Here is a 21,762-nt window from a genome sequence, read left to right on the forward strand (position 1 = left end):
CATCCCCCTGCGCGGTGCGCTGGGGTATCCTGCGCGTTCCATCTTTCAAGCAAGCGAGCAGATCATGGGCGGTTTCAGCATTTGGCACTGGCTGATCGTGCTGGTGATCGTGTTGCTGGTGTTCGGTACCAAGCGGCTCACCAGCGGTGCCAAGGATCTCGGCAGCGCGGTCAAGGAATTCAAGAAAGGCATGCACGACGACGACAAGCCGGCCGGCAAGCTCGGCGACGACTCCCGCACTGCCGAGCAGGCGCGTGAGGCGCAGGCCGAACGCGACCGCGACGCGCGCTGATCCGGAGCGGCGTCGGTGTTTGACATAGGTGTTGGCGAACTGACGCTCATTGCGGTCGTCGCCCTGGTGGTGCTCGGCCCCGAGCGTTTGCCCAAGGCGGCCCGGTTTGCCGGATTGTGGGTGCGCCGTGCCCGAATGCAGTGGGATTCGGTCAAGCAGGAACTCGAACGCGAACTCGAGGCCGAAGAGCTCAAGCGCAGCCTGCAGGACGTGCAAGCCTCGCTGCGCGAGGCCGAAGACCAGCTACGCACTACGCAGCAGCAGGTCGAGCAGGGCGCCCGCGCGCTGCACGAGGACGTCGGCCGCGATATCGACATCCGCGCCAGCGCCACGCCGGTGGCAACGCCGCTGGAACTGGCGCATGCGGATTTGTCTGCCAGCCTCAATGTCGATACGGCAGCAGGCGCCACCGAAGCGGCTGGAACTGCACACACCGCGCCGGTGATCGCGCAGGCTCAACCTATTGCGCCAGCGCCGCAGCAACCCTTGGTCCCGGCTCCCCACGACACGAGAGTGCCCGCGCCGCACGCCGCGCATCTTGCCAGCGCGCCTGAGGCGGTCGCCGTCGCGCCAGTCGATGCGGGCACACCGGCCGCGTCGATACCCAACGCGCCAGCCAAGATTCAGGAGAAACAGCCGTGAGCCTGTTCGACGACGCACAGGCCGAAAGCAGTCTGATCGAGCATCTGGTCGAATTACGCGCCCGCCTGGTCCGCGCGCTGATTGGCCTGGGCGTGGTGCTGCTGGCCCTGCTGCCGTTTTCGCGGGCGATCTATTCCTGGCTGGCCGCACCGCTGATCTCGCAACTGCCGCTGGGGCAGACGATGATCGCGATGAATCCAGCCGGCGCCTTCTTCGCCCCGCTCAAGCTGACCTTCTTCGTGGCGGTGTTCTTCAGCGTGCCGTGGCTGCTGTATCAGGCCTGGGCGTTCGTGGCGCCGGGGTTGTACCAGCGCGAAAAGAAGCTGGCGTTTCCACTGCTGGCCTCGGCGGTCGCACTGTTCTACATCGGCTGCGCGTTCGCCTATTTCCTGGTGTTGCCGGCGGTGTTCCACTTCCTGACCACGTTCAAGCCGGACGTGATCGCCATTACCCCGGATGCCAATTCGTACCTGGATTTCGTCCTGGCCATTTTCTTCGCCTTCGGTGCCAGCTTCGAGCTGCCGGTGGCCTTGGTGATCCTGGTGCTGCTGGGCTGGGTCAGCCCCAAGCAGCTCAGCGAAGGCCGCGGCTACGCCATCGTCGGCATCTTCATCCTGGCTGCCGTGCTCACCCCGCCGGACGTGGTCTCGCAGCTGATGCTGGCCATCCCGATGTGCCTGCTCTACGAGCTGGGCATCATTGCGTCTCGTGCGGTAGGGCCGAAGGAAAACTAGATGTCATGGAAAGCTCACAGAAAGCGCCCGTGAGGGACATGGCTGTTCTGTGCAGTCTCGCTGAGTTACCCGACGGCTCGCTGAGGGTGATTCTCGATGACGTCCGCAAAGGTCACGGGCCTGGCACGTGGGTATCCGAGAGCCTTTTTACCTTCAACGACTATCCTTCTGGTTGCCTCAGCGACTTGGCATCAGTGCCTGAGGCGGAGCTGGCAGACGTTGGTTATAACGTGTTGGCGCGCTTGCTTGCCAATAACAGGCTTGGCACCTAACAGCTCAGGCCTCTAGCGTGGCGGGGCCTTCAATTCAGCCAGCCGACGTTTGCTGACTTCATTGTCGCCCCACAATCCGGACTTATCGTCGCGGTCATGGAGAATCCCTATGACTTGCCTTGGGTCCTTATCGGCATCGCCACCGGCATTTTTTCAGGTTCATTGCATACAGCAGGCAGGTTCCGTCTGCTGATTCAGATGCTGGTACTCGCTCTTGGCACCTTACTGTGCTGGCGCCTGACGTCTCTGTCAGTCGCGTGGTCCTACGAACATCCCTTCAACCCCAACGATGGAGCAGCGAGGGCAGTTGCCCACTTGTTCGGCTGGATCGTCGGTCTTGTGTTTTTGATCTTGCCGAGTTTCTTTCTCACGCTGTTGGTACGCACCTCTTATGTGCGTCGCAAGAGGCGAGGCAGGTAGCAACATCCACGCAGCGCAATCGGTTTTCCATGCAACGTGCGATCGCGATTAAGTGCGCTCCTAAGGCTCGCAAGATCAAGCTGCAAACACATCCGGCCGGGATGGCGGGGCTGGTTGGGCGGCGGCGCCGTCGTGGGTGAACATCTGCTTCCATGCGGCGTAGACCGAGCCGGCGAATACCGGCATCAGCACCGCCATCAGCAGCAGCTGGGCCAGCCACATCGCCACGGTCTGGCCGGCGATCAGGCCGACGATCAGCGCGACGATCATGACCGCGAAATAGATCGCGAAAATGGCGATGAAGGCCAGCACGAAGAACACCAGCATCGCCGGCAGGTTGTGCAGGCTGGCGCGCAGGCTTTCGCGCAGCGCGTGGCCGCCGGTGCTGCGGTCGAACATCACCTGCGGCGGCATCACGAACAGCGCCAGCGTCATTGCCGCGAAGGTGGCGATGGTCAGCAGCAGCCACAGCAGGATGCGCCCGGCCGGCAGGCTGGCGGCCAGCTGCTCGATCTGCACCGGATCCGGCTGCGCGCCGGACTGGCTGATCTGGTTGATCTTGACCATCACTTCGGACAACTGCTGCAGCCCGCTGGCGCCGATCATCGCCAGCAGCAGCACGCCCAGCAGCAGGCCGGCGATCAGCTGCGGCAGCAGCGACACCAGCAGATGCGGCGCGCGGCCGTCCTGCAGGCCGTGCAGCAGATGCGACGGTTTGGCGACGCGGCCTTCGTCCACTTCACGGATGGCCCACAGCAGGCCGCCCATGAACAATGGCCCCGCCAGCACCAGCAGGAACTGCAGAGCCGGACCCAACAGCGGCACCAGCACCGAGAGCGACACCACCAGCGAGGCGGCCACGCTCCAGATCACCCCCATCGAGCCAAGCGCCAGCGGCGCCCGCTTCAACAGCGAGAAACCGGTCAACAGCCACTCTGCGCCGGCAGATGCCGGCACCTTACGAATTTCGCTCATTCCCATTCCGGATCGATACGCGCGCCGGACCATCCGGCGTCACGCGATTATCGCTGCTTTTACGTGTGCGCGGCGGGACGAGCGCTCACGGTTTGCAACCGGCGTGCATGATGCACGAAGCGGCGCAACAGCTTGCGGGCGATGGGGGCGGCGGTGACCTCGCGGGCGACCGTGCGGGCGCAACGCCCGTGGCGGGCGATGCAGTCGGCACGCGCCTGCACATAGCCGCGCATATGGTGGGTGGCGAATTCGGGGTGGAACTGGACGCCCCAGGTGGCCCGGCCCCAGCGGAAGGCATGGCAGCGGTCCTGCCGGGAGTGCGCCAGCACGATGGCGCCATCCGGGGCACGCACGACCGTCTGCAGATGGGTGGCATGGGCCGGGAACTGCGGCGGAAGCCCTGCGAATAAAGGATCCTGCTCAGCCGGCGGGTGCAGCTCCAGCGCGATGGTCCCGGATTCGCGCCCGGCCGGGTTGTAGTCGACCTCGCCGCCCAGCGCGTGCGCCAGCAACTGGTGCCCGTAGCAGATGCCCAGCAGCGGCATGCCCTGATGGGCGGCATGGCGCAGCCATTCGGCACTGCGTTCGCTCCAGTCGGCGCGGTCGGTGACGAAGGCCGCCGAACCGCTGACGATGATGCCGGCAAAGTCGGCCGGATCGGGCAGCGCGTCGCCATTGGCCACGTCGATGGCCACCGTTTCCTGCTCGGCCAGCCCGGCCGCCACGCGGATCCAGTGCGGAAAACGGCCGTATCGCCTCATCTCCGGCACGGGCTGCCCGGTTTCGATGATCAGGAACGGCAAAACGGACATGCGCGAAGATCCGGACACGACAGATGTCCCCGATTGTAGGCGGCAGCGACGCATCTTTTTCAAGCTGCGCTCCAAGACGCGCGCTGCCGGTCATTGCCAAATGACATGTGCTGATTCCCTCGCAGGGAGATGCCGATGATGGTAGCGGTGGTCGTCGACGGGTGCATGCCCTGATATCGGCCGAAAAACGCACCGCTGCAATGACAGTGCCCGCGCGCCGTCGCTGTGGTCAGGTCGAGGCGAGGTTCGGCTGGATTAGGATGGAAAAACATCGAATCGTGCATAACCACCCGAAGACGGTGCTTGACGGCTGCGCAGCACGTCGCCGCGCCGGCGTGCTGCATCCCATACGTTCAATCCTTCAATGCGTTGGGGCCATCGGCCCAACGCGCAGCGCGCGTCGCACACGTCGTCGATGCTTCGTATCGAACAAGTCGCTCGCGGGTAGATTGACTAAAAATTTCGGGCATGAAGACCCATGCCGCCAATCCAAATGCGTTCCGCACAAACCCGCCTTTCGCTCATGAAGAAAAGCCCAGGCTAACGAAGGATCAGGCAGCGGCCAGCACTAGCGGCACGCATCAACGGCTTGGACTGCCGCCTAGAAAACGGCGGAGGATGGAGTCGGATGACCCAGGGGCATCGACGCGCGACAGGCAGCCCTTGACGGCAAGTGCCGTAAAACAAAGAGCAACGCGATGCCAGCGAAGGTGCACGCGACGGGCGCTTTCGGCACTGGCAGCCGGCGACCGTCAAAAACGAGTGCATCGAGACCGAGCGGTACCCGGACAAGGTGAGCGCCGACGTCGGCGCCTCTTCGTCGCATCGTCGGCCGCAACGACCGACGCAGCATGGTTGGGACGCGCGGGAAAATGTTCGACCGAGCGAACGGCAACCCGACCGAATCGGAGGAAAACGATCGCGCGAAGAGCAAGAGCCCGCTCGGCAGTCAAAGCGGTCAGTCCATGGCACCAGGCTGACATCCGAACTGCGCAGGGCCGAAGAGCATCTGGACGCGGCGGCACAAAAACGGCTACAGGCGCAGCGACAGCAACAGCAGCGGCAATTGAGCGAGCTCCATGGAATCGGGCGGAATCACAACGCCAGCCTGTGCGTGTCGATGGCATACGACAACGAGCTGGCGCATTGCATGCGCGGCGAGATGGCGTTGCCCTTCCTGGAAGAAAGTCTCCATGCGCAAGTCAACGCCAATCGGCTCGACAAATACCTCCAGCTGGTTGCTAGTGCACAGCGCGCCAGGGGAGCAACCTTACGCGATATTGATCGTTGCACCGAGCTTGCGGCGCAGTACCTCTACCAGACCGGGTGGTTCGAAGGCGCATCGCTGAAGCAGCTGGCGCATGTGGGCAACAAGCTGAGCAAGCACCCGAACCAGCCCGCCTGCTTGGAGGCAATCGCGTGGATCGCCGGGCAAGTCGATCAGGCCGACGATCTGCGGGGGCTGGCTGGCTACCCGTCCGCCCTGCTGCTGAACGCCTTCGCAAAAAATACCGACAGCGGTCGGTGTGAACGCGCGGTGGCGCGTGTGGCACGTCACCTGCTGCGTGATGACCAAGCCTGGCACTCTCTGGGTGCGCAGAACATCAGCCTGGCACTCAATACCTTCAGCAAGTGGCCCGATCATCCGGATTGCCAGGCCGCGGCGCATCGGCTCGCCGCACGTGTCGCCAGCGACAACCGGTTGCGTTATGCGATGGATGCGCAGAGCGTGGCGACCACGCTCAACGCCCTGAGCAAATGGCCCGACACGCCGGCCTGTGCAGCCGCCGCCAGCGCGCTGGCCGCACGGGTGGCCGCCGATCCCTGGTTGCGCGACGGCTTCGACGTGCAGCAAGTAGCGACTGTGCTCAACGCGCTGAGCAAGTGGCCCGACAACGCGGCCTGTGCGGCCGCCGCTGGCGCGCTGGCCGAGCGGTTGGTCGATGAACCGGAGTTACGCCACGCCCTGACCGCGCATGGCGTGGCCACCGTGCTCAACGCCCTGAGCAAATGGCCCAACATGCCGGTCTGTGCGGCCGCCGCCAGTGCGCTGGCCGAGCGATTGGTCGACGAACCGGAGTTACGCCACGCCCTGACCGCGCATGGCGTGGCCAGCGCGCTCAACGCGCTGAGCAAATGGCCGGACATGCCGGTCTGCGCGGCCGCGGCCAGCGCGCTGGCCGAGCGGTTGACCGACGACTTCGAACTGTGCGCGGCGCTGGACGCTTCCAACCTGCCCCAAGTGCTCAACGCCGTGAGCAAATGGCCGCACCTGCCGGTCTGTGGCGAGGTGGTCGACGCGCTGGCCGAGCGATTGGTCGACGAGCCAGAGTTCCGCAATGCGCTCGACCCGCTCGGGGTGGCCAGTGCGCTCAACGCCATGAGCAAATGGCCCGAGATGCCGGTCTGCGCGGCTGCCGTCGACGCGCTGGCCGCACGGCTGGCCAACGAACCCGGGTTGCGCAGGGATCTGGATCCGCAAGGCGTCGGCAACGCACTCAACGCCCTGAGCAAATGGCCCAACACGCCGGTCTGCGCGGCCGCCGCCAGCGCGCTGGCCGAGCGGCTGACCGACGATGCCCGCTTGCGTCATGCCTTCGACCCGATCAACGTGAGCCAAGCGCTCAATGCCCTGAGCAAATGGCCCGGCACGCCCGTCTGCGAGACAGCCACCGACCTCTTGGCTGCGCGGCTGTCCAACGATGCCGCGTTGCGCAAAGGCCTGGACCCGCAAGGCGTGGCCGTCGCGCTCAACGCGCTGAGCAGATGTCTCGCCAGGCCGGCGTGCCAGTCGGCATTCGTGCTGCTCGCCGAGCGCGCAGGCTCGGCCGAGCAGCCGTGGCGGCACTTCCAGATGCGTGGGATCGCGGTGATGGCCAACGCGATGTCACGGCTGTTGCATCTGAATGATGAGGACGATGAACAGTTCCAGACGTTGGGTGTCGCCAAGCTGCAGGCGATGGCCGGGCACCTGGACCTGCACCGCGAGCGGTTTGCGTCCGCCTCGGCCGCCGATATCGGCGTGCTCTTCAAGGCCCTTGCATCGGCGCGGCTGCAACGCCAGATGCGTCCGCTGGGCGAGCCGGCGCTGGAGCGGATGTCGGCCCTCATCGGGGACGATGGATTACGCCAGACCAGCCTCGAGGCGATCGGCAGCCTGTGCATGGGACTGTTGCCGCTGATCCGCAGTCCGGAGCTCAGGCCCCGCCATCGGGGCCAGGCATTGCGCGTGTTCGATGCGTTGCAGCCCATCGTCGCGCGCAAGATCGACCTGTACCTGCGTGGCGGCGAGGAGGGCGCGTCGGCCGACATCGAAGAACATGCGACACGCTGCCCGGCGCTGACCTTCTACCAGGTGCTCAAGGCCTACGCGGTGGTGAGCCGGCAATGGAAAGCGCGCCATCTCGACGGCCCGCGCAAGCAACTGCGCCAGCGCCGCGACGAGCTGGTGAAGTGGGTGGACCTGACGCTGGCGCGCACGCGCGAGGCGATCGAGGCGGACCTGGGCGAGATGAGCTGGAACCTGATCGCGCAGATCGAGGCCGGCGAGCAGGTGTTCGACGCCCTGGACCTGCGCATGGCCAAGGAAGCGCCGACGATCACCCAGGCCCATCCACCGACCCGCTTCGACCTGGACAGTGGGCGCTTGAGCATGTCCACGGTTCCCGGTCGGCCGGTGGCGCCGGCACCGGGCCGCGGCAGCACGACCCATGTGGTGGTCGATCTGGTGGGCAAGGAGCTGTCGACCAATCGGTCCGAATCGGACAAGCCGTATTCGCTGTTTGCGCGCCTGACCGGACTGCCGCTGGTGGAGGTGCAATTGCCTGGCGACCTATCGACCTTCATGCTCGCGCGGACGTTCAACTACAACGGCGAGCCCTGGCGCTTCGACCTGTTCGGCGGCAGTCGCGCGGCGCGCAGCAAATCCGGCAGCAGCAGCCTGGTGATGTCCCAACGCAAGGAGTCGGCGTCGCTGTTGCCGGCGTTCCGCTATGCCGACACCGCCCCGGGCAGCGGCCTGATGCAGCTGGCCGCCAAGCTCGCTCCGCAACGCGAGGACTGGTCGCGCATGCAGCGCTCGCTGCTGGAGATGGTGCCCAGTGACCATGTCGTGGAGGGCACGCTGCGCCTGGGCGTGTTCGATGACGTCGAGGGTCCTGAGCATCCGTTCAAGCCGTTGGCGGTGGATGGCACTGCGCTGGCGCTGTGCCCCAACGATGGCTGCGGTTTCCTGAAACTGGAGGTGGCCTTGTCCATTCCGGCCTTCCGCAAGCACTACGAGGCCTGGCACGCCGTGCAGGCCAACCAGGCCACCGAGGAGCAGCGCGACCTGGTGGCCAAGGACAAGGGCCCTTCGCTGATGCCACCGCAGGCGCTGCATCATTACCCGCGCGATGCCGCGGCACTGGAAGAGGCGCACGCGGCGATGCAGGGCCGGTTGCAGACACTGGAGCCGACGGGCGATGACCCGTTGTGGGTGTACCGGCCGCTGATCAGCGGCGGCTACCAGGGCCAGCGGGTGCGGGCGGTGCCGTCGGCCGACGACAAGGTGCATCTGCCGCAGCAGCGCAGCCAGGCCTTCGACCTGGCCGGCGGCCCGTTGCTGCTCGGCAAGCCCCCCTACGACAAGGAGAATCTGCTGCCGGTGCCGGAGCAACGCATCGCCACCATGGCCAAGGGCGACGCCACCGCCGCGTTCCTCTCGCAGTGCTTCGGCATCCAGTACAGCTACACCGGTTTCGACGATCGCTCCGGTGTCGATCCGCAGATGCTGCACAGCAAGGGCATGCTGGTGGTCGTGCCCGAGAAGCAATGGCCGGCCGCGTTTGCCGACACCGACCTGGCCTGCTCCAAGGAAGATCTGAAGACGCTGTCGTGCTGGACCAACGGCCGCGACCGCGGTGCCTTGCCGCGCGACATCCTCAGCACCGGCAGCCTGCGGCTCAAGGACATCGTGGAGCCTGGGCGCCTGGGCGCACTGCCGATCGACGAGTTGCGCAAACGCGACATGGACACCGACGGCGACGACGCCTTCATCTACGCAGGCTACCCCAAGCTGGCCGCGCTGATTTCGCAGGTGATGGACCGCAAGGCCACGCTCGGTCGGCAAAAGTCCTTTAAGCCGCCGAAGACCGCCACGCCGGCCATCGACCCGGCCACCGGCCACTACCAGCCCGGGCGGCTGGCCGAGATCATGGCGCTCAAGCGCGGTCAGCGCATCACCTCGGCGGCGGCCACGCTGGCGGCGCGTTTCATGGCGCAACCGGACGCGCTGCGCGCAGCGATGGCGCGCGAGATGATGTTCGGCACCTACGATGGCATCGAGCGCGAGTTGCGCAACGGTTTGCGCGAGCTGCTCGAAGAGCCGGCCCGCGATCCGCTGGTGTTGGCCACGCTGCGCGTGCAGGCACGCGAAGCGATCGAGCGCGCGCATCTGCCCGAAGCGCGGGAAGCGGCCGCATTGCTGCACGCGCAGCTGCTTGCGCTTGAGACGGACCCGGCCGCCGACAGCGCCGCGCCGGCGTTGCCCGAGGCCGTGGCCGAAGCGTTTCCCGGCCTGGCCAAGGCCTACGCGGCCGCTTCTGGCGTCGAGGCGCGCATCCACGCCATCCTGGACAACTACCCGGTGCGCCGGCTATCGCATGCGCAGTTCCCGGACGGGCAACCCGGGCTGGTCCCCGGCGAGCCGGAACTGACCATGCGCAACCTGTTCACCATTGCGGTCAAGGTCGGCACCGATGCGCTGAAGTCCGACACCGGCACGGCGTTGTTCGCCAAGATCGTGGAGGCCTGCGAACGGTCCGAGCGCAGCTTCGCCGAGCGGATCCGTGTCCCGCCGTACAGCAGGGCGACCGCCCGGGCCATGCAGGATGGGCGCTTCGATCCCGAACAGACCAAGCTGCTGCTGCAGCGCATGCCGTCAATGGCCGCCGGCGTCATGGAAGACGCGCTGGAGGCGCTACAGCAGGCCGGCTGGATCGCCCGCTCGCAGCCGCCGGCCGAGCGGCTGCGCGCGGTGCAGCCGCAGGACATTGCGGCTGAGGCACAGGCCTTGCTCGGGCGCGCGCGCCAGATGGAGCCGCAGGTCACCGACATGCTGCAGCGCATTGCCGCCCGCCATGGTGGGCAACTGGCCGGCACGCAGCATCAACTGAAGTCCTACGGTTCGTTGCAGGAAAAGCTCAAGCAGCGGGTGGCACTGAAAAAGCAGACGCTGGAAGAAGCGGCGGCGGGCGTCAACGATGCGCTGCGCTACAGCGTGGTGCTGGAATCGCAGGACTTCACCGCCGGTCTGCGCGCCACGCTGGCTGCACTGGACGATGAGGGCCATGCACGGGTCAAGCTGACCAATCAATTCACCGATTACCCGCCAGTCTTCAAGGCCATCAATGTCACGCTGCGCAGCCCGGAGGGTGCGCTGTGGGAGATCCAGTTCCACACGCCGGAGACCTTCGCGCTCAAGGAGCGCTTCCACGATCTGTACAAGCGCGCCCATGCGCTGGCGGTTGGCGGGGCGTCGCGGGCCGAGCAACGCACCCTGCAGGCGCCTGCACTGGAGGCCTTCAAGCGCGTGGCCTCGCCGCCAGGATGCGAGGAGATCGACAACTGGCAGGAAGAGACCGTGCCGGCGTTGCCAAGCGCCACGCCCACGCCCGGCGCCGAGCAGACTGCCGGCACTGCAGACCCATCGTCGGCATCCGCTGTGTTCGACACCGCCGCAAGCAAGCAGGCGGCGCTGACCCCGGTGCTCGACACGCTGGCCGAAGGCTTGGGCGCGCGGCTCTGGGGCAACGTGCGCTACGACGCCAAGCAGGGTCGGATCGAGCAGGTGCAACAGGCCCCGTTCCAGAAATCGGTCGCCTCGATCAAGGACAAGATCCGGCGCCATCTACGCGCCGGCATGACTACCGAACAGGCCGCGCAGAGCGTGGGCGATGCGCTGCGCTATGCGCTTGAGCTGCCGCCCGAGGGTTTCGTGATCAAGGTGCTGGCGGCACAGGACGCACTGCGTCGGCAAGGAATCACGTGCGTGAAGCTGAAAAATTACTTCACCTCGGGAGACGGCACCTACCGGGGCATCAATGCCAGCTTCACCGACGCCGAGGGCTACGCGTTTGAAGTGCAGTTCCACACGGCCGAGAGCTTCAACGCCAAGGCGCAAACGCACCTGCCGTACAAGCGCATGCAGTTGGCGCAGACACGACTGGACAGGGAGCGGCAAAAACCTCAACCCGATCCGGTCAGGCAGGCAAAACTGACGCAGGAGATCGCCGCGCACCAAAAGGCCATGCACGAGATGACCGCCAAGGTGCGCAAACCCGCCGGGGTCGAGCGTCTGGGAGCGCGCGCATGAGGGCCAATCCATCTTCCGCAACGTGGACAAGTGCGACAGTTGGAAAGATCGAGCTGCGGGCCAGATGGCGTCTGCACCATGACGGCACGAGCGCCGAGTTGCACTGGTGCGGCAACATCGAGCGCGTGCGGCGCGCATTCGCGGCCGGGTGCGTCGGTCGCCGTCATGGCGATCGAGCGCTTGGCGTACGAAAACGGCGTGGAAACCGGACGTGTTTCTGCGTGCGTGCCCACCGACAACGTGCCTGAGCGAATGGGCGATCGGCAGGGATCGGTCCCACCGTGCGCAAAAAATTTTCTACGCAATCCCCGACCCTCGATGCCTTGCGGCCGCGGGAATCCCCCCGATCATGCACGCGCGTGCCGCCCGCCAACCACGCCCAAGCGGCGTGCTCACCAGCACGGAGGATTCGCTTACTCCCGCGGCGGCAGCACCGACAGCACTTCCTCGATGGTGGTCAGCCCGGCGGCGACCTTCTCCAGGCCGGTGCGGCGCAGCGTGCGCAGGCCTTCGCCGCGGGCCGCCTGGCTGAAGCTGGCTAGTTCGGTGTCTGGACGGATCAGGGTACGCAGGCGCGGGGTGACCGGCAGCAGTTCGTACAGGCCCACCCGGCCCAGGTAACCGGTGCAGCGGCATTCCAGGCAACCGACCGGCGCGTGCACGTTAAGCGTCTCCGGCAGCGCTTCGCCCGGCTCGCGAATCGCCGCCCAGTCGGCGTCGCTGAGCGTGTGCGGGCGCTTGCAGTGCACGCACAACGTGCGCACCAGCCGCTGCGCCAGTACGCCGTTGAGGGTGGAGGCCACCAGGTAATGCGGCACGCCCAGATCGAGCAGGCGGGTGATCGCCGACGCCGCATCGTTGGTGTGCAGCGTGGACAGCACCAGGTGCCCGGTGAGCGAAGCCTGCACCGCCATCTGTGCGGTTTCCAGGTCGCGGATTTCGCCGATCATGATGATGTCCGGGTCCTGGCGCAGCAGCGTGCGCACGCCGCTGGCGAAATCCAGGTCGATGTTCTGCTGCACCTGCATCTGGTTGAATTCCGGCGCGATCATCTCGATCGGGTCTTCCACGCTGCACACGTTCACGTCCGGCGTGGCCAGGCGCTTGAGCGTGGAATACAGCGTGGTGGTCTTGCCCGAGCCGGTGGGGCCGGTGACCAGCACGATGCCGTGCGGTCGCTCGACCAGCGCGCTCCAGCCGGCGGCTTCTTCGGGGCTGAAACCGAGCTGCTCGATGCTCTTGAACGCCGAATCCGGGTCGAAGATGCGCATCACGCACTTTTCGCCGAACGCGGTGGGCATCGTGGACAGGCGCATTTCCACCTCGCGCCCGCCCGGCGAGCGGGTCTTGATGCGGCCGTCCTGCGGGCGGCGGCGTTCGGCCAGATCCATACGCCCGAGCACCTTGATGCGGCTGACCACTGCGGTCATCACCGACGGCGGCACTTCCAGCACCTTGTGCAGCACCCCGTCGATGCGGAAGCGCATGCGCCCGGCCTCGCGCCGCGGTTCCAGATGGATGTCGCTGGCCCGCTGTTCGTAGGCGTACTGCAGCAGCCAGTCGACGATATGCACGATGTGGTGATCGTCGGCATTGACGTCGCCGGCACGGCCCAGTTCCACCAGCTGTTCGAAGCTGGGCAGGCCGGCATTGGGTTCGGTGCTGCGCGCATCGCTGCGCGCGCCGCGCACCGATTGGGTCACGCCGAAGAACTCCATCGTGTAGCGATGCAGGTCCAGCGGGTTGATCAGCGCCAGCTCGATACGGCGCCGGCTCAAGTGCTGCACGTCGGCCAGCCACTCCAGCGCCAGCGGCTCGCTGGTGGCGATCAGCACGCGCTCGGCATCCAGCGCCAGCGGCAGGATGCGATGGCGTCGCGCATACGCATGCGAGACCACGCCGGTGACCGCGGCCACATCGATGCGGGTGGGGTCGATGCGCAGATAGCGCAGCCCGGTGCGGGTGGCCAGCCATTCGGTCAGCCGTTCCAGGCCCAGCTCGCCGGCCGGCGGCTGGGCGGCATGCAATTTCAGATTGGCCAGCAGCACCAGCGGATGCACATCGCTGGCGGTGCGCGCGCCGCCAGCGGAGAACTGCACGCGCTCGTGTTCGTGCGGTACCACCATGCCGTCGGCCAGCAGGGCCGCGGCCACCGGGTCGAACATCAGCCGGCCGCGCGGCAGCAGTGCCACGGCGTTGTCCGGATCGGCGGTGCGCCGCTGTTCCATGCGTGTTCTTCCCCAGCAGCGGTGCTGCGCGGCAAAGCGCCGCGGGTCGGCCGGTATACTAGCGCACCCCTCCCGTACGGCCCTTGCTGCATGTCCGATTCCCGGCGCGTTCCAATCACTTTCCAGGGCCTGATCCAGACCCTCAACCAGTACTGGGCCGAGCAAGGCTGCGTGCTGATCCAGCCGCTGGACCTGGAAGTGGGTGCGGGCACGTTCCACCCGGCCACCTTCCTGCGCGCGCTGGGACCGGAGCCGTGGAATGCCGCCTACGTGCAGCCCTCGCGCCGCCCCACCGATGGCCGCTACGGCGAAAACCCCAATCGCCTGCAGCGTTATTACCAGTACCAGGTGGCGATGAAGCCCAACCCGGACAACATCCAGGACCTGTACCTGGGCTCGTTGAAGGCACTGGGCATCGACCCGTTGGTGCACGACCTGCGCTTTGTCGAAGACAACTGGGAATCGCCCACGCTCGGCGCCTGGGGCCTGGGCTGGGAGGTCTGGCTCAACGGCATGGAAGTCACCCAGTTCACCTACTTCCAGCAGGCCGGCGGGCTGGAGTGCAAGCCGGTGCTGGGCGAGATCACCTACGGGCTGGAACGGCTGTGCATGTACCTGCAAAGCTGCGACAACGTCTACGAGCTGGTGTGGACCTACGGCCCGGACGGCGCCGCAGTGACCTACGGCGATGTGTACCACCAGAACGAGGTGGAGCAGAGCACCTACAACTTCGAACACGCCAACGTGGCCGAGCTGTTCCATCGCTTCGACGCCTGCGAAGCCGAAGCCAAGCACCTGGTCGAGGTCGGCCTGCCGCTGCCGGCGTACGAGCAGGCCACCAAGGCCAGCCATGCCTTCAACCTGCTGGATGCGCGCCGCGCGATCAGCGTCACCGAACGCCAGCGCTACATCCTGCGCGTGCGGGCGCTGGCCCAGGGCGTGGCGCAGGCGTACTACGCGCAGCGCGAGAAGCTGGGGTTTCCTGGTGTCAAACGCTGATGCCGGCGCCTTGCTGATGCAATGCCCTTCCCCCGCATGCGGGGGAAGGTGCCCGCAGGGCGGATGGGGGCGGTCCGCCATCCGACCTGGCACCACCCTCATCCGGCGCTGCGCGCCACCTTCTCCCGCCAGCGGGAGAAGCACATCCTCCAGTCACCTTCGTCCGTTGACGGCAGAAGGAACAAGCAAGGTCCACCTGACATGAGCGAACACTTTCCCCTGCTGATCGAACTGGGTACCGAAGAGCTGCCGGTCAAGGCGCTGCCGGGCCTGGCGCAGGCCTTTTTCGATGGCGTGCTGAGCGGTCTGGAAAAGCGCGGCGTTGCCATCACCCGCGGCGATGCCAAGCCGCTGTCCACCCCGCGTCGTCTGGCGGTATTGCTGCCGGGTGTGGCCACCGAGCAGCCGGAGCAGCGCTCCGAAGTGCTGGGGCCGTATCTCAACATCGCCCTCGACGCCGAGGGCAAGCCGACCAAGGCGCTGGCCGGTTTCGCCGCCAAGGCCGGGATCGACTGGACCGCGCTGGAGCGCACCAGCGACGCCAAGGGCGAGCGCTTCGTGCATCGCGCGGTGACGCCGGGCGCGCGCACGGCCGACTTGCTACCGGAGATCCTGCGCGAGGCCATCGCCGCGATGCCGATCCCCAAGCCGATGCGCTGGGGCGCGCACGAATATGCCTTTGCACGGCCGGTGCAGTGGCTGGTGCTGTTGTTCGGCAGCGAAGTGATTCCGGCCGAATTGCTGGGCGTGCGCGGCGACCGCATCACACGCGGGCATCGCTTCATGCATGAGGGCGCGGTGTTGCTGGCGGCGCCCGGCGAGTACATCGATGCGCTGCGCAGCGCACATGTGCTGGTGGATCCGGACGCACGCCGTGCCCGCATCGTCGACGAAGTGCAGGCGGCCGCCACGCAGGCCGGCGGCAGCGCACGCATCAGCGACGACAACCTGGAGCAGGTGGTCAACCTGGTCGAATGGCCGGCGGCAGTGCTGTGCAGTTTCGAACGCGATTTCCTGGCGGTGCCGCAGGAAGCGTTGATCGAAACCATGGAGATCAACCAGAAATTCTTCCCGGTGCTGGATGACGGCGGCAAGCTCACCGAGCAGTTCATCGGCATCGCCAACATCCAATCCAAGGACGTGGCCGAAGTGGCCAAGGGCTACGAGCGCGTCATCCGCCCGCGCTTTGCCGACGCCAAGTTCTTCTTCGACGAAGACCTCAAGCAGGGCCTACAGGCGATGGGCGAAGGCCTGTCCAGCGTCACGTATCAGGCCAAGCTGGGCAGCGTGGCCGACAAGGTCGCGCGCGTGGCGGCGCTGGCCGAGGCGATCGCACCGCAGGTCGGTGCCGACCCGGTGCAGGCGCGTCGCGCTGCGGAACTGGCCAAGAACGACCTGCAATCGCGCATGGTCAACGAATTCCCGGAATTGCAGGGCATTGCCGGGCGCCATTACGCCAAGGCCGCCGGCGAGCCCAGCGAAATTTCGTTGGCCATCGACGAGGCCTACCAGCCGCGGTTCGCCGGCGACGACATCGCGCTCTCGCCGTCGGGCAAGGTGCTGGCGATTGCCGAGCGGCTGGATACCTTGGCCGGTGGCTTTGCGGCGGGGTTGAAGCCGACCGGCAACAAGGATCCGTTTGCGTTGCGGCGGAATGCGCTGGGGTTGGCGCGGACCATCATCGAGAGTGGGTTTGATCTCGATGTGCGCGGCGCACTGGCTGCCGCTGTCCATTCTTCCAGTACTGCGATCTTGTTTACCAAGGCAGCCAAGCAACAAGCTGACGCCGCCGTTGCCGAAGGTAAGGGTGTCAAAGTTGCAGAGGTACAGGTTGGGGGCGGTCACATGGCAAATGACCACGAAACCGCGGACGAAATCTTCGACTTCATCCTCGACCGCCTACGCGGCTACTACGCAGATAAAGGCGTCCCTGCCACGCACTTCAATGCCGTCGCAGCCTTGTTTTCCGCCGCGCCCGAAGGCGCCCCTTCACCGCACGGCGTAGGAGCGCACCTGGGCGCGACCCTTGGGTCCCTCTACGACTTCGACCGCCGCATCGACGCCATCGGCATCTTCGCCCAGCTGCCCGAGGCCGAAGCGCTGGCCGCAGCGAACAAGCGCATCCGCAATATCCTGCGCAAGGTCGAGGGCGAGATCCCCGGCGACATCGACACGACCTTGCTGCGCGAACCGGCCGAAGAAGCGCTGGCCGAAGCGGTGGAAGCAGCCATTGGCGACACCGGCGATGCCTTGCATCGTCACGACTATGTCGCCGTGCTCGCACGCCTGGCACGCCTGCGTCCGCAGGTGGATGCGTTCTTCGACAGCGTGATGGTCAATGCCGACGACCCGCAGCTGCGTGCCAACCGCCTGGCGCTGCTCAAGAAGCTCGGCGAGCGTCTCGGCAGCGTGGCCGCCATCGAGCATCTGTCCAGCTGATGTCCAGGCCGGCGGGCGCGCTGCACTGGCAGACCGCCCGGGCTGCGTTGGCGCGGCGCGACCTGGGCGTGGCAGCGTCTGCACTGCAGGCGCTGCTGGAGGCCGAACCGACGCATGTGGCTGCACGCGTGTTGCTGGCCGGCACCGTGTTGGCCAACGGCCGCATGCGCGACGCAGTGACTCAGCTGCAGCTGGCCGCCCGCGATGTGGGTGACGACGTGGCGATGCGTTGCCGTGTGGCGCAGGCCTTGTTGCGCGTGGGCGAACATCACGTGCTGCATGCGCTGCTGCGGCATCCCTCGGTGATGCAGTGCCGCGACGGCGCGACCTTGGCCTTGCTTGCCCACGTGCACCAATCCCTGGGCGAACACGTCGAGGCATTGGCGATGATGCAGCGCGCGCAGACTTGCGGATTCGATGGCCCGGACTTCCGTTTTTTTCTTGCGGTGCAACTGCAGTTCAACGGTCGCCTGGATGACGCCGCGCAGGCGTTGGAGCAGACCCTGGCGCTGTCGCCCGGCTACGGCCGTGCAGCGCTCACGCGTGCGCGGCTGCGCCGTCAGACCCCCGGCAGCAACCATGTCGCGCCATTACGTCAGCAGTTGCAGCTCGCCAGACCCGACAGTGAAGATCGTGCCGGGCTGGCGTTTGCGTTGTACAAGGAGCTGGAAGACCTTGGCGACACCGCTGCAGCCTGGGACGCGCTGCAGCACGGCAATGCCGTAATGCATGCACGTCTGCGCCACGATGCCGATGCCGAAGCCGCGCTGTATGCGCAACTGGGTGCGTTGGCTGCGCGGGGCGTGTTCGCAGCGCAGCAGGCTGGTAACGGACAAGGTCCGCAGCCGATTTTCGTGCTCGGCCTGCCGCGTTCGGGCACCACGGTGCTGGAGCGCATGCTGGGCAATCATTCGCAGATCGTGTCGGCCGGCGAGTTGAACGACTTCGGTCATCAGTTGCGCTGGGGCGCCGACCAGGCCGGCCGCAGTCTGCTCGACGCGCAGTTGCTGCAGGCGCTGCCCACGCTGGATTACGCACAGATTGGTGCGCGATATCTGCAACAGACCCAGTGGCGTGCCGGATCGGCGCGCTGGTATATCGATAAATTGCCGGCCAATGCGGTGGCGATCGGCGCGATTGCGCGCGCACTGCCGGGCGCGCCGATCGTGCACCTGGTGCGCGAGCCGATGGCGGTATGTTTTTCCAATTACCGCGCGCTGTTCGGCGATTCGTATGCCTACAGCTACGACCTGCACACGTTGGCACGTCACTATCAGGCGTATCACGGTTTGATGGCGCAATGGCGCGCGGCATTGCCGGGCCGGGTGATCGATGTGGACTACGCGCAGATGGTGCGCGATCCCTCCACAATGCTGCAGCAGCTGATGGCACATTGCGGGCTGGACGTCGAGCCGGGGCAGATCGACATCACGCGCAATGCCGCAGCGTCTGCCACGCTGAGCAGCGTGCAGGTGCGCGAGGGCGTGCACAGCCGCAACGTGGAGGAATGGCGCCGCTATGCAGTCCAGCTGGAGCCTTTGCGGCAGGCGTTGTCGCAGGCAGGTCTGCTCGATGCTGGCGTGCATTGACAGCGGCCATTAGGTCTTGGGCGGCGCACCAGGCGCGCTGCGAGCACGTTTCATCGGCCTCCAGTTCGATGCGCACCGAAGCACTCGCCCCGATGGACGGCGGTTGCGCCAGCCGGGTCTGCTTGCGCAACGCCATCACTGCACGCTCTGGCCTGCAGGCGGGCAACACTGCCGCAGCTGCCTCGCAAGTCCAAAAACGCCAGCGGCAGCCGTGTTGGCTGCCGCTGGAGGTACGCATGCACAGTGCTGTGAATCAATGCGCGCCGAAGCGCCAGTTCAATTCCAGCATGTAGGCGCGGCCGTAGCCGGTGTAGTTGAAGATGTTGTAGTACGGGTAGCTGGTGTAGGTGCGGTCACGCGGCGGGCGGGTATTGGCGATATTGTTGACCGTTGCCGTCAGCGAGATATCGTCGCTGATCGCGTAGTCCAGCGTTGCATTGAACGTGGTCCACGCGCCGACCTTGCGTGCTCCTTCCACTGCGTAGCCGTCGGTACTCTGCTGCGACAGAAAGTTCGGGGTGCGGCCGTAGCGCTGGCCGAACAAGGTGGTCGTCCACGCATCCTTCTGCCAGGTGACCGAGGCATTGGCGATGGTGCGGAACTCGGAGGAGAAGAACGGTTCGCTGAGCAGGTCGCGTACCGGGTCCTGGGGGAATTGCTGGCTTTCGTGCTTGAGGGTCACGTTGTACTGCGCGTCGAACACGAACAGGCCCCAGGATTCGGTCGCCAGGTTGTACGTCGCCTTGGTGAGCACACCGGAGATTTCCTCGTTGGAAATATTCACCGGATTGATGCGGATGCTACTCAGGCGATTGGGCACAGGTGCATCGGGCCCGGTCCGATCGATCCGCGAAAGCGCGTCCACGCAGGTAGGCGAATTGATGTCCAGGCTGCCCAGGCGGCACGCCGATTCGGTTTGCAGCAGATTGTCGGTGCTCAGATCGCTGACCTTCTGGTCGATCTTGATATTGTAGTAGTCGGCATTGACGCTGAAGCGTGCGCTTGGCGACCACACCACGCCGGCGCCCCAGGACTTGGCCGTGATCGACTTCAGATCGCGATTGCCGGCGCGGCGTCCTGAAATCGTGGTGCCAGCGTAGGTGCAATCGGCGATCGGCACGCCCGGTTCTTCCACCGTGCAACGGTAGTAATCGTTGACGCCCTGGAAGAAGCCGCTGTCGCCGGCAAAGCTGAAGGCCATGTCCGGCGCCTTGAAGGCGGTGGCGTAGTTACCGCGGAACAACAGCGAGTCGATCGGGCGGAATTCCAGTGCAGCCTTGTAGGTGAATTTGGAATCCCCACCGCCTCCCTGGTTCTTGTAGTCGTCGTAGCGACCAGACAGGTTGGCGGTCAACGTGCTCAGGATCGGGATCCGCGTTTCGAAGGCTGCCGCCCAGTTGTCGCGCTTGCCGCTGCCTTGGGTGCCGGTCAGCTGGTAGAAGTCGCCGGCGATGACGCGCGGGTCGGTCGGGTTGGTCCAGTACTGATTGCCTGCCTGCAACACGCCGGCGATGCCCACAGCGCCGGCAGGCAGGTTGAACAATTCGGTATTGGTCAGCTGCAGGTTGACGTTCTGGGTCCAGGTTCTGGACTTGGTACGGATTTCGTCGTTGAAGCTGCGGTACTGCGCCGGCGTCAATGCGCGATAGAAGTTGGCATCGGTGGGCGAGTAGATCGGGTAGCCGTAATACTCGCCTTGCGGTGCGCCAAGGAATTGTTCGCGGAAGAAGTCTTCGATGCGATCGGCCAGCGGCCATTGCTGGCGACTGTCGATGCGGTATTCCGAACGGGCGTAATAGGCGTCGTAGGTCCAGTTGCTGGCGCCCAGGCCGCCCTTCAGGCCAATTGCGATGTTGTAGGAATCGGCGGTCTGGCGCTGATTGTTGAAATTCAGATTGCCGGTTTCTTCCGGCGCAAAGATGCGCTGATAGCTTTCCAGCTGCTGGCTGTCCTGGTTGTAGAACAGACCGCCGGTGTCAGAAGAGGACTGCCAGAACTGCGAGCCACTGTTGACTTCGACCTTGGTGCGGTTGAGCAGCAGGGTCGAATACAGTTCGGCGTTGTCGTTGAATGCATAGCTCAGGTTGGCATAGCCGCTGGCGCTGCGCTCCTTGTTGAGGATGCTGGCATAGCCAGGCTCGGCACGGCTGCTGCAGAAATTGCCACGGTTGGCACGGTTGTCGTATTGCACCGAACCGTTGAACAGCGCGCCCAGCGCGGCGCAGTTGTCGGCACCGGGGTCGATGTAGGTGCGCGGTGTGTTGTGCAGCGCGATGCGCGAGCCGTAGCGCAGGGTCGGGTCCGGGTTGTCGTTGGTGGAATCGAAATCGCGCCGCTGAAAACCGTAGATCGGGTCCTGATTATTGAGCTGCAGCCCCACACGATATTGGCGCCGCCGATCTCGTTGCCGCCAGTGAGCTGAAAGCGCTGGTTGTTGCCGCCGCCACCATCGTAGGTGCCCATGCGGTAGTTCATCTGCACGCCGTCCATGCGCTTTTTCAGGATGATGTTGACCACCCCGGCGATGGCGCTGGAACCGTAGATCGAGGACTGGTTGCCGGGCGCCACATCGATACGCTCGACCATGCCGACCGGCACGCTGGCCAGATCGACGAAGTTGCTTTGGCCGTTGTAGAGCAGCGGGTAGTCGGCCATGGGCCGGCCATCGATGAGTACCAGGGTGAAGCCCGGATCCAGCCCGAGCAGGCTCAATGACTTGGCGCCCGGAGTAAAGCCGCCACTGAACTGACTGTCCTGCACGGAGCCAGTGGCCATCGGCTGCGAGCGCAGCACGTCGTAGACGTCCTTGAAGCCGCGGCGCTGGATGTCCTGGGCAGTGATCGAAAACACCGGGGTCGCGGTTTCGATCTGGGAGCGGGGGATCAACGAACCTGTCACGGTGACCTTGTCCAATTGGGTCACGTCACCTTGGTCCTGCGCCATCGCAAGCGATGGCATCGTTAAGGCGGTGCATACGGCGGTAACCAGCAGACGACGCTTCATGAA

Annotated in this window: 11 protein-coding genes and 1 pseudogene; 8 read left to right on the top strand and 4 right to left on the bottom strand. The window is 65.6% G+C overall.

Annotated elements, in window-relative coordinates; translation table 11 throughout:
• The first annotated feature begins 64 nt into the window (after positions 1 to 64).
• The 4 genes from tatA (at position 65) to FLG15_RS21265 (ending at position 2,360) form a co-directional block, all read left to right on the top strand.
• On the top strand, positions 65 to 292 hold the full coding sequence (tatA, locus tag FLG15_RS21245) for a Sec-independent protein translocase subunit TatA (RefSeq protein ID WP_003484969.1): 228 nt from the start codon (positions 65 to 67) through the stop codon (positions 290 to 292).
• Between the two features lie 15 nt (positions 293 to 307).
• Entirely contained in the window at positions 308 to 934 is a 627-nt protein-coding gene (gene tatB, locus FLG15_RS21250) for a Sec-independent protein translocase protein TatB (RefSeq protein WP_150147341.1), read from the top strand.
• Positions 931 to 1,668 (top strand): twin-arginine translocase subunit TatC, encoded by a 738-nt coding sequence (gene tatC / locus FLG15_RS21255; RefSeq protein ID WP_057679942.1) that lies wholly within the window; start codon positions 931 to 933, stop codon positions 1,666 to 1,668. Before tatB ends, tatC begins: the two co-directional genes overlap by 4 nt.
• Positions 1,669 to 2,036: 368 nt before the next feature.
• The gene (locus FLG15_RS21265) at positions 2,037 to 2,360 is read left to right on the top strand and encodes a hypothetical protein (RefSeq protein ID WP_057679940.1); all 324 of its coding nucleotides are present in this window, start codon (positions 2,037 to 2,039) and stop codon (positions 2,358 to 2,360) included.
• Between the two features lie 75 nt (positions 2,361 to 2,435).
• Here the strand turns inward: FLG15_RS21265 and FLG15_RS21270 are convergent, their stop codons facing one another.
• Together FLG15_RS21270 and FLG15_RS21275 are read right to left on the bottom strand one after the other, a co-directional pair.
• Complete coding sequence (locus tag FLG15_RS21270) at positions 2,436 to 3,335, bottom strand: BPSS1780 family membrane protein (protein WP_057679939.1); 900 nt, start codon at positions 3,333 to 3,335, stop codon at positions 2,436 to 2,438.
• Between the two features lie 59 nt (positions 3,336 to 3,394).
• Complete coding sequence (locus tag FLG15_RS21275) at positions 3,395 to 4,147, bottom strand: glutamine amidotransferase (protein ID WP_039582685.1); 753 nt, start codon at positions 4,145 to 4,147, stop codon at positions 3,395 to 3,397.
• A 793-nt stretch (positions 4,148 to 4,940) separates the two neighbouring features.
• On the opposite strand from FLG15_RS21275, the gene xopAD reads away from it, so the two are divergent.
• On the top strand, positions 4,941 to 11,501 hold the full coding sequence (gene xopAD, locus FLG15_RS21285; RefSeq protein WP_342343580.1) for a XopAD/skwp family type III secretion system effector: 6,561 nt from the start codon (positions 4,941 to 4,943) through the stop codon (positions 11,499 to 11,501).
• 413 nt (positions 11,502 to 11,914) lie between these two features.
• On the opposite strand, the gene FLG15_RS21290 is transcribed toward xopAD, so the two are convergent.
• The gene (locus FLG15_RS21290; protein ID WP_150147344.1) at positions 11,915 to 13,729 is read right to left on the bottom strand and encodes a GspE/PulE family protein; all 1,815 of its coding nucleotides are present in this window, start codon (positions 13,727 to 13,729) and stop codon (positions 11,915 to 11,917) included.
• A gap of 90 nt (positions 13,730 to 13,819) precedes the next feature.
• Here FLG15_RS21290 and glyQ point away from each other — a divergent pair, with 90 nt between their 5' ends.
• The 3 genes from glyQ to FLG15_RS21305 all read left to right on the top strand — a co-directional run bounded on the left by glyQ (position 13,820) and on the right by FLG15_RS21305 (position 18,756).
• Positions 13,820 to 14,728, top strand: coding sequence for a glycine--tRNA ligase subunit alpha (gene glyQ / locus FLG15_RS21295; protein ID WP_150147347.1), 909 nt, complete (start codon positions 13,820 to 13,822; stop codon positions 14,726 to 14,728).
• A 201-nt stretch (positions 14,729 to 14,929) separates the two neighbouring features.
• Positions 14,930 to 17,167, top strand: a complete 2,238-nt coding sequence (gene glyS / locus FLG15_RS21300; protein WP_057678001.1) for a glycine--tRNA ligase subunit beta — start codon at positions 14,930 to 14,932, stop codon at positions 17,165 to 17,167.
• Complete coding sequence (locus FLG15_RS21305) at positions 17,167 to 18,756, top strand: tetratricopeptide repeat-containing sulfotransferase family protein (protein WP_150147350.1); 1,590 nt, start codon at positions 17,167 to 17,169, stop codon at positions 18,754 to 18,756. Before glyS ends, FLG15_RS21305 begins: the two co-directional genes overlap by 1 nt.
• Positions 18,757 to 19,009: 253 nt before the next feature.
• Here the strand turns inward: FLG15_RS21305 and FLG15_RS21310 are convergent.
• Positions 19,010 to 21,699, bottom strand: a pseudogene (locus FLG15_RS21310) (TonB-dependent receptor plug domain-containing protein).
• Positions 21,700 to 21,762 lie beyond the last annotated feature (63 nt).

This window comes from Xanthomonas phaseoli pv. dieffenbachiae (genome assembly GCF_008639345.1).
In the GTDB taxonomy this organism is placed as follows: Bacteria; Pseudomonadota; Gammaproteobacteria; order Xanthomonadales; family Xanthomonadaceae; genus Xanthomonas; species Xanthomonas phaseoli.

Bases quoted from the DNA above. Each gene is read 5' to 3' on its own strand.
- tatA (WP_003484969.1), top strand. From the start codon at position 65: ATGGGCGGTTTCAGCATTTGGCACTGGCTGATCGTGCTGGTGATCGTG.
- FLG15_RS21265 (WP_057679940.1), top strand. From the start codon at position 2,037: ATGGAGAATCCCTATGACTTGCCTTGGGTCCTTATCGGCATCGCCACC.
- FLG15_RS21270 (WP_057679939.1), bottom strand. From the start codon at position 3,335: ATGAGCGAAATTCGTAAGGTGCCGGCATCTGCCGGCGCAGAGTGGCTG.
- FLG15_RS21275 (WP_039582685.1), bottom strand. From the start codon at position 4,147: ATGTCCGTTTTGCCGTTCCTGATCATCGAAACCGGGCAGCCCGTGCCG.
- FLG15_RS21290 (WP_150147344.1), bottom strand. From the start codon at position 13,729: ATGGAACAGCGGCGCACCGCCGATCCGGACAACGCCGTGGCACTGCTG.
- glyQ (WP_150147347.1), top strand. From the start codon at position 13,820: ATGTCCGATTCCCGGCGCGTTCCAATCACTTTCCAGGGCCTGATCCAG.
- glyS (WP_057678001.1), top strand. From the start codon at position 14,930: ATGAGCGAACACTTTCCCCTGCTGATCGAACTGGGTACCGAAGAGCTG.
- FLG15_RS21305 (WP_150147350.1), top strand. From the start codon at position 17,167: ATGTCCAGGCCGGCGGGCGCGCTGCACTGGCAGACCGCCCGGGCTGCG.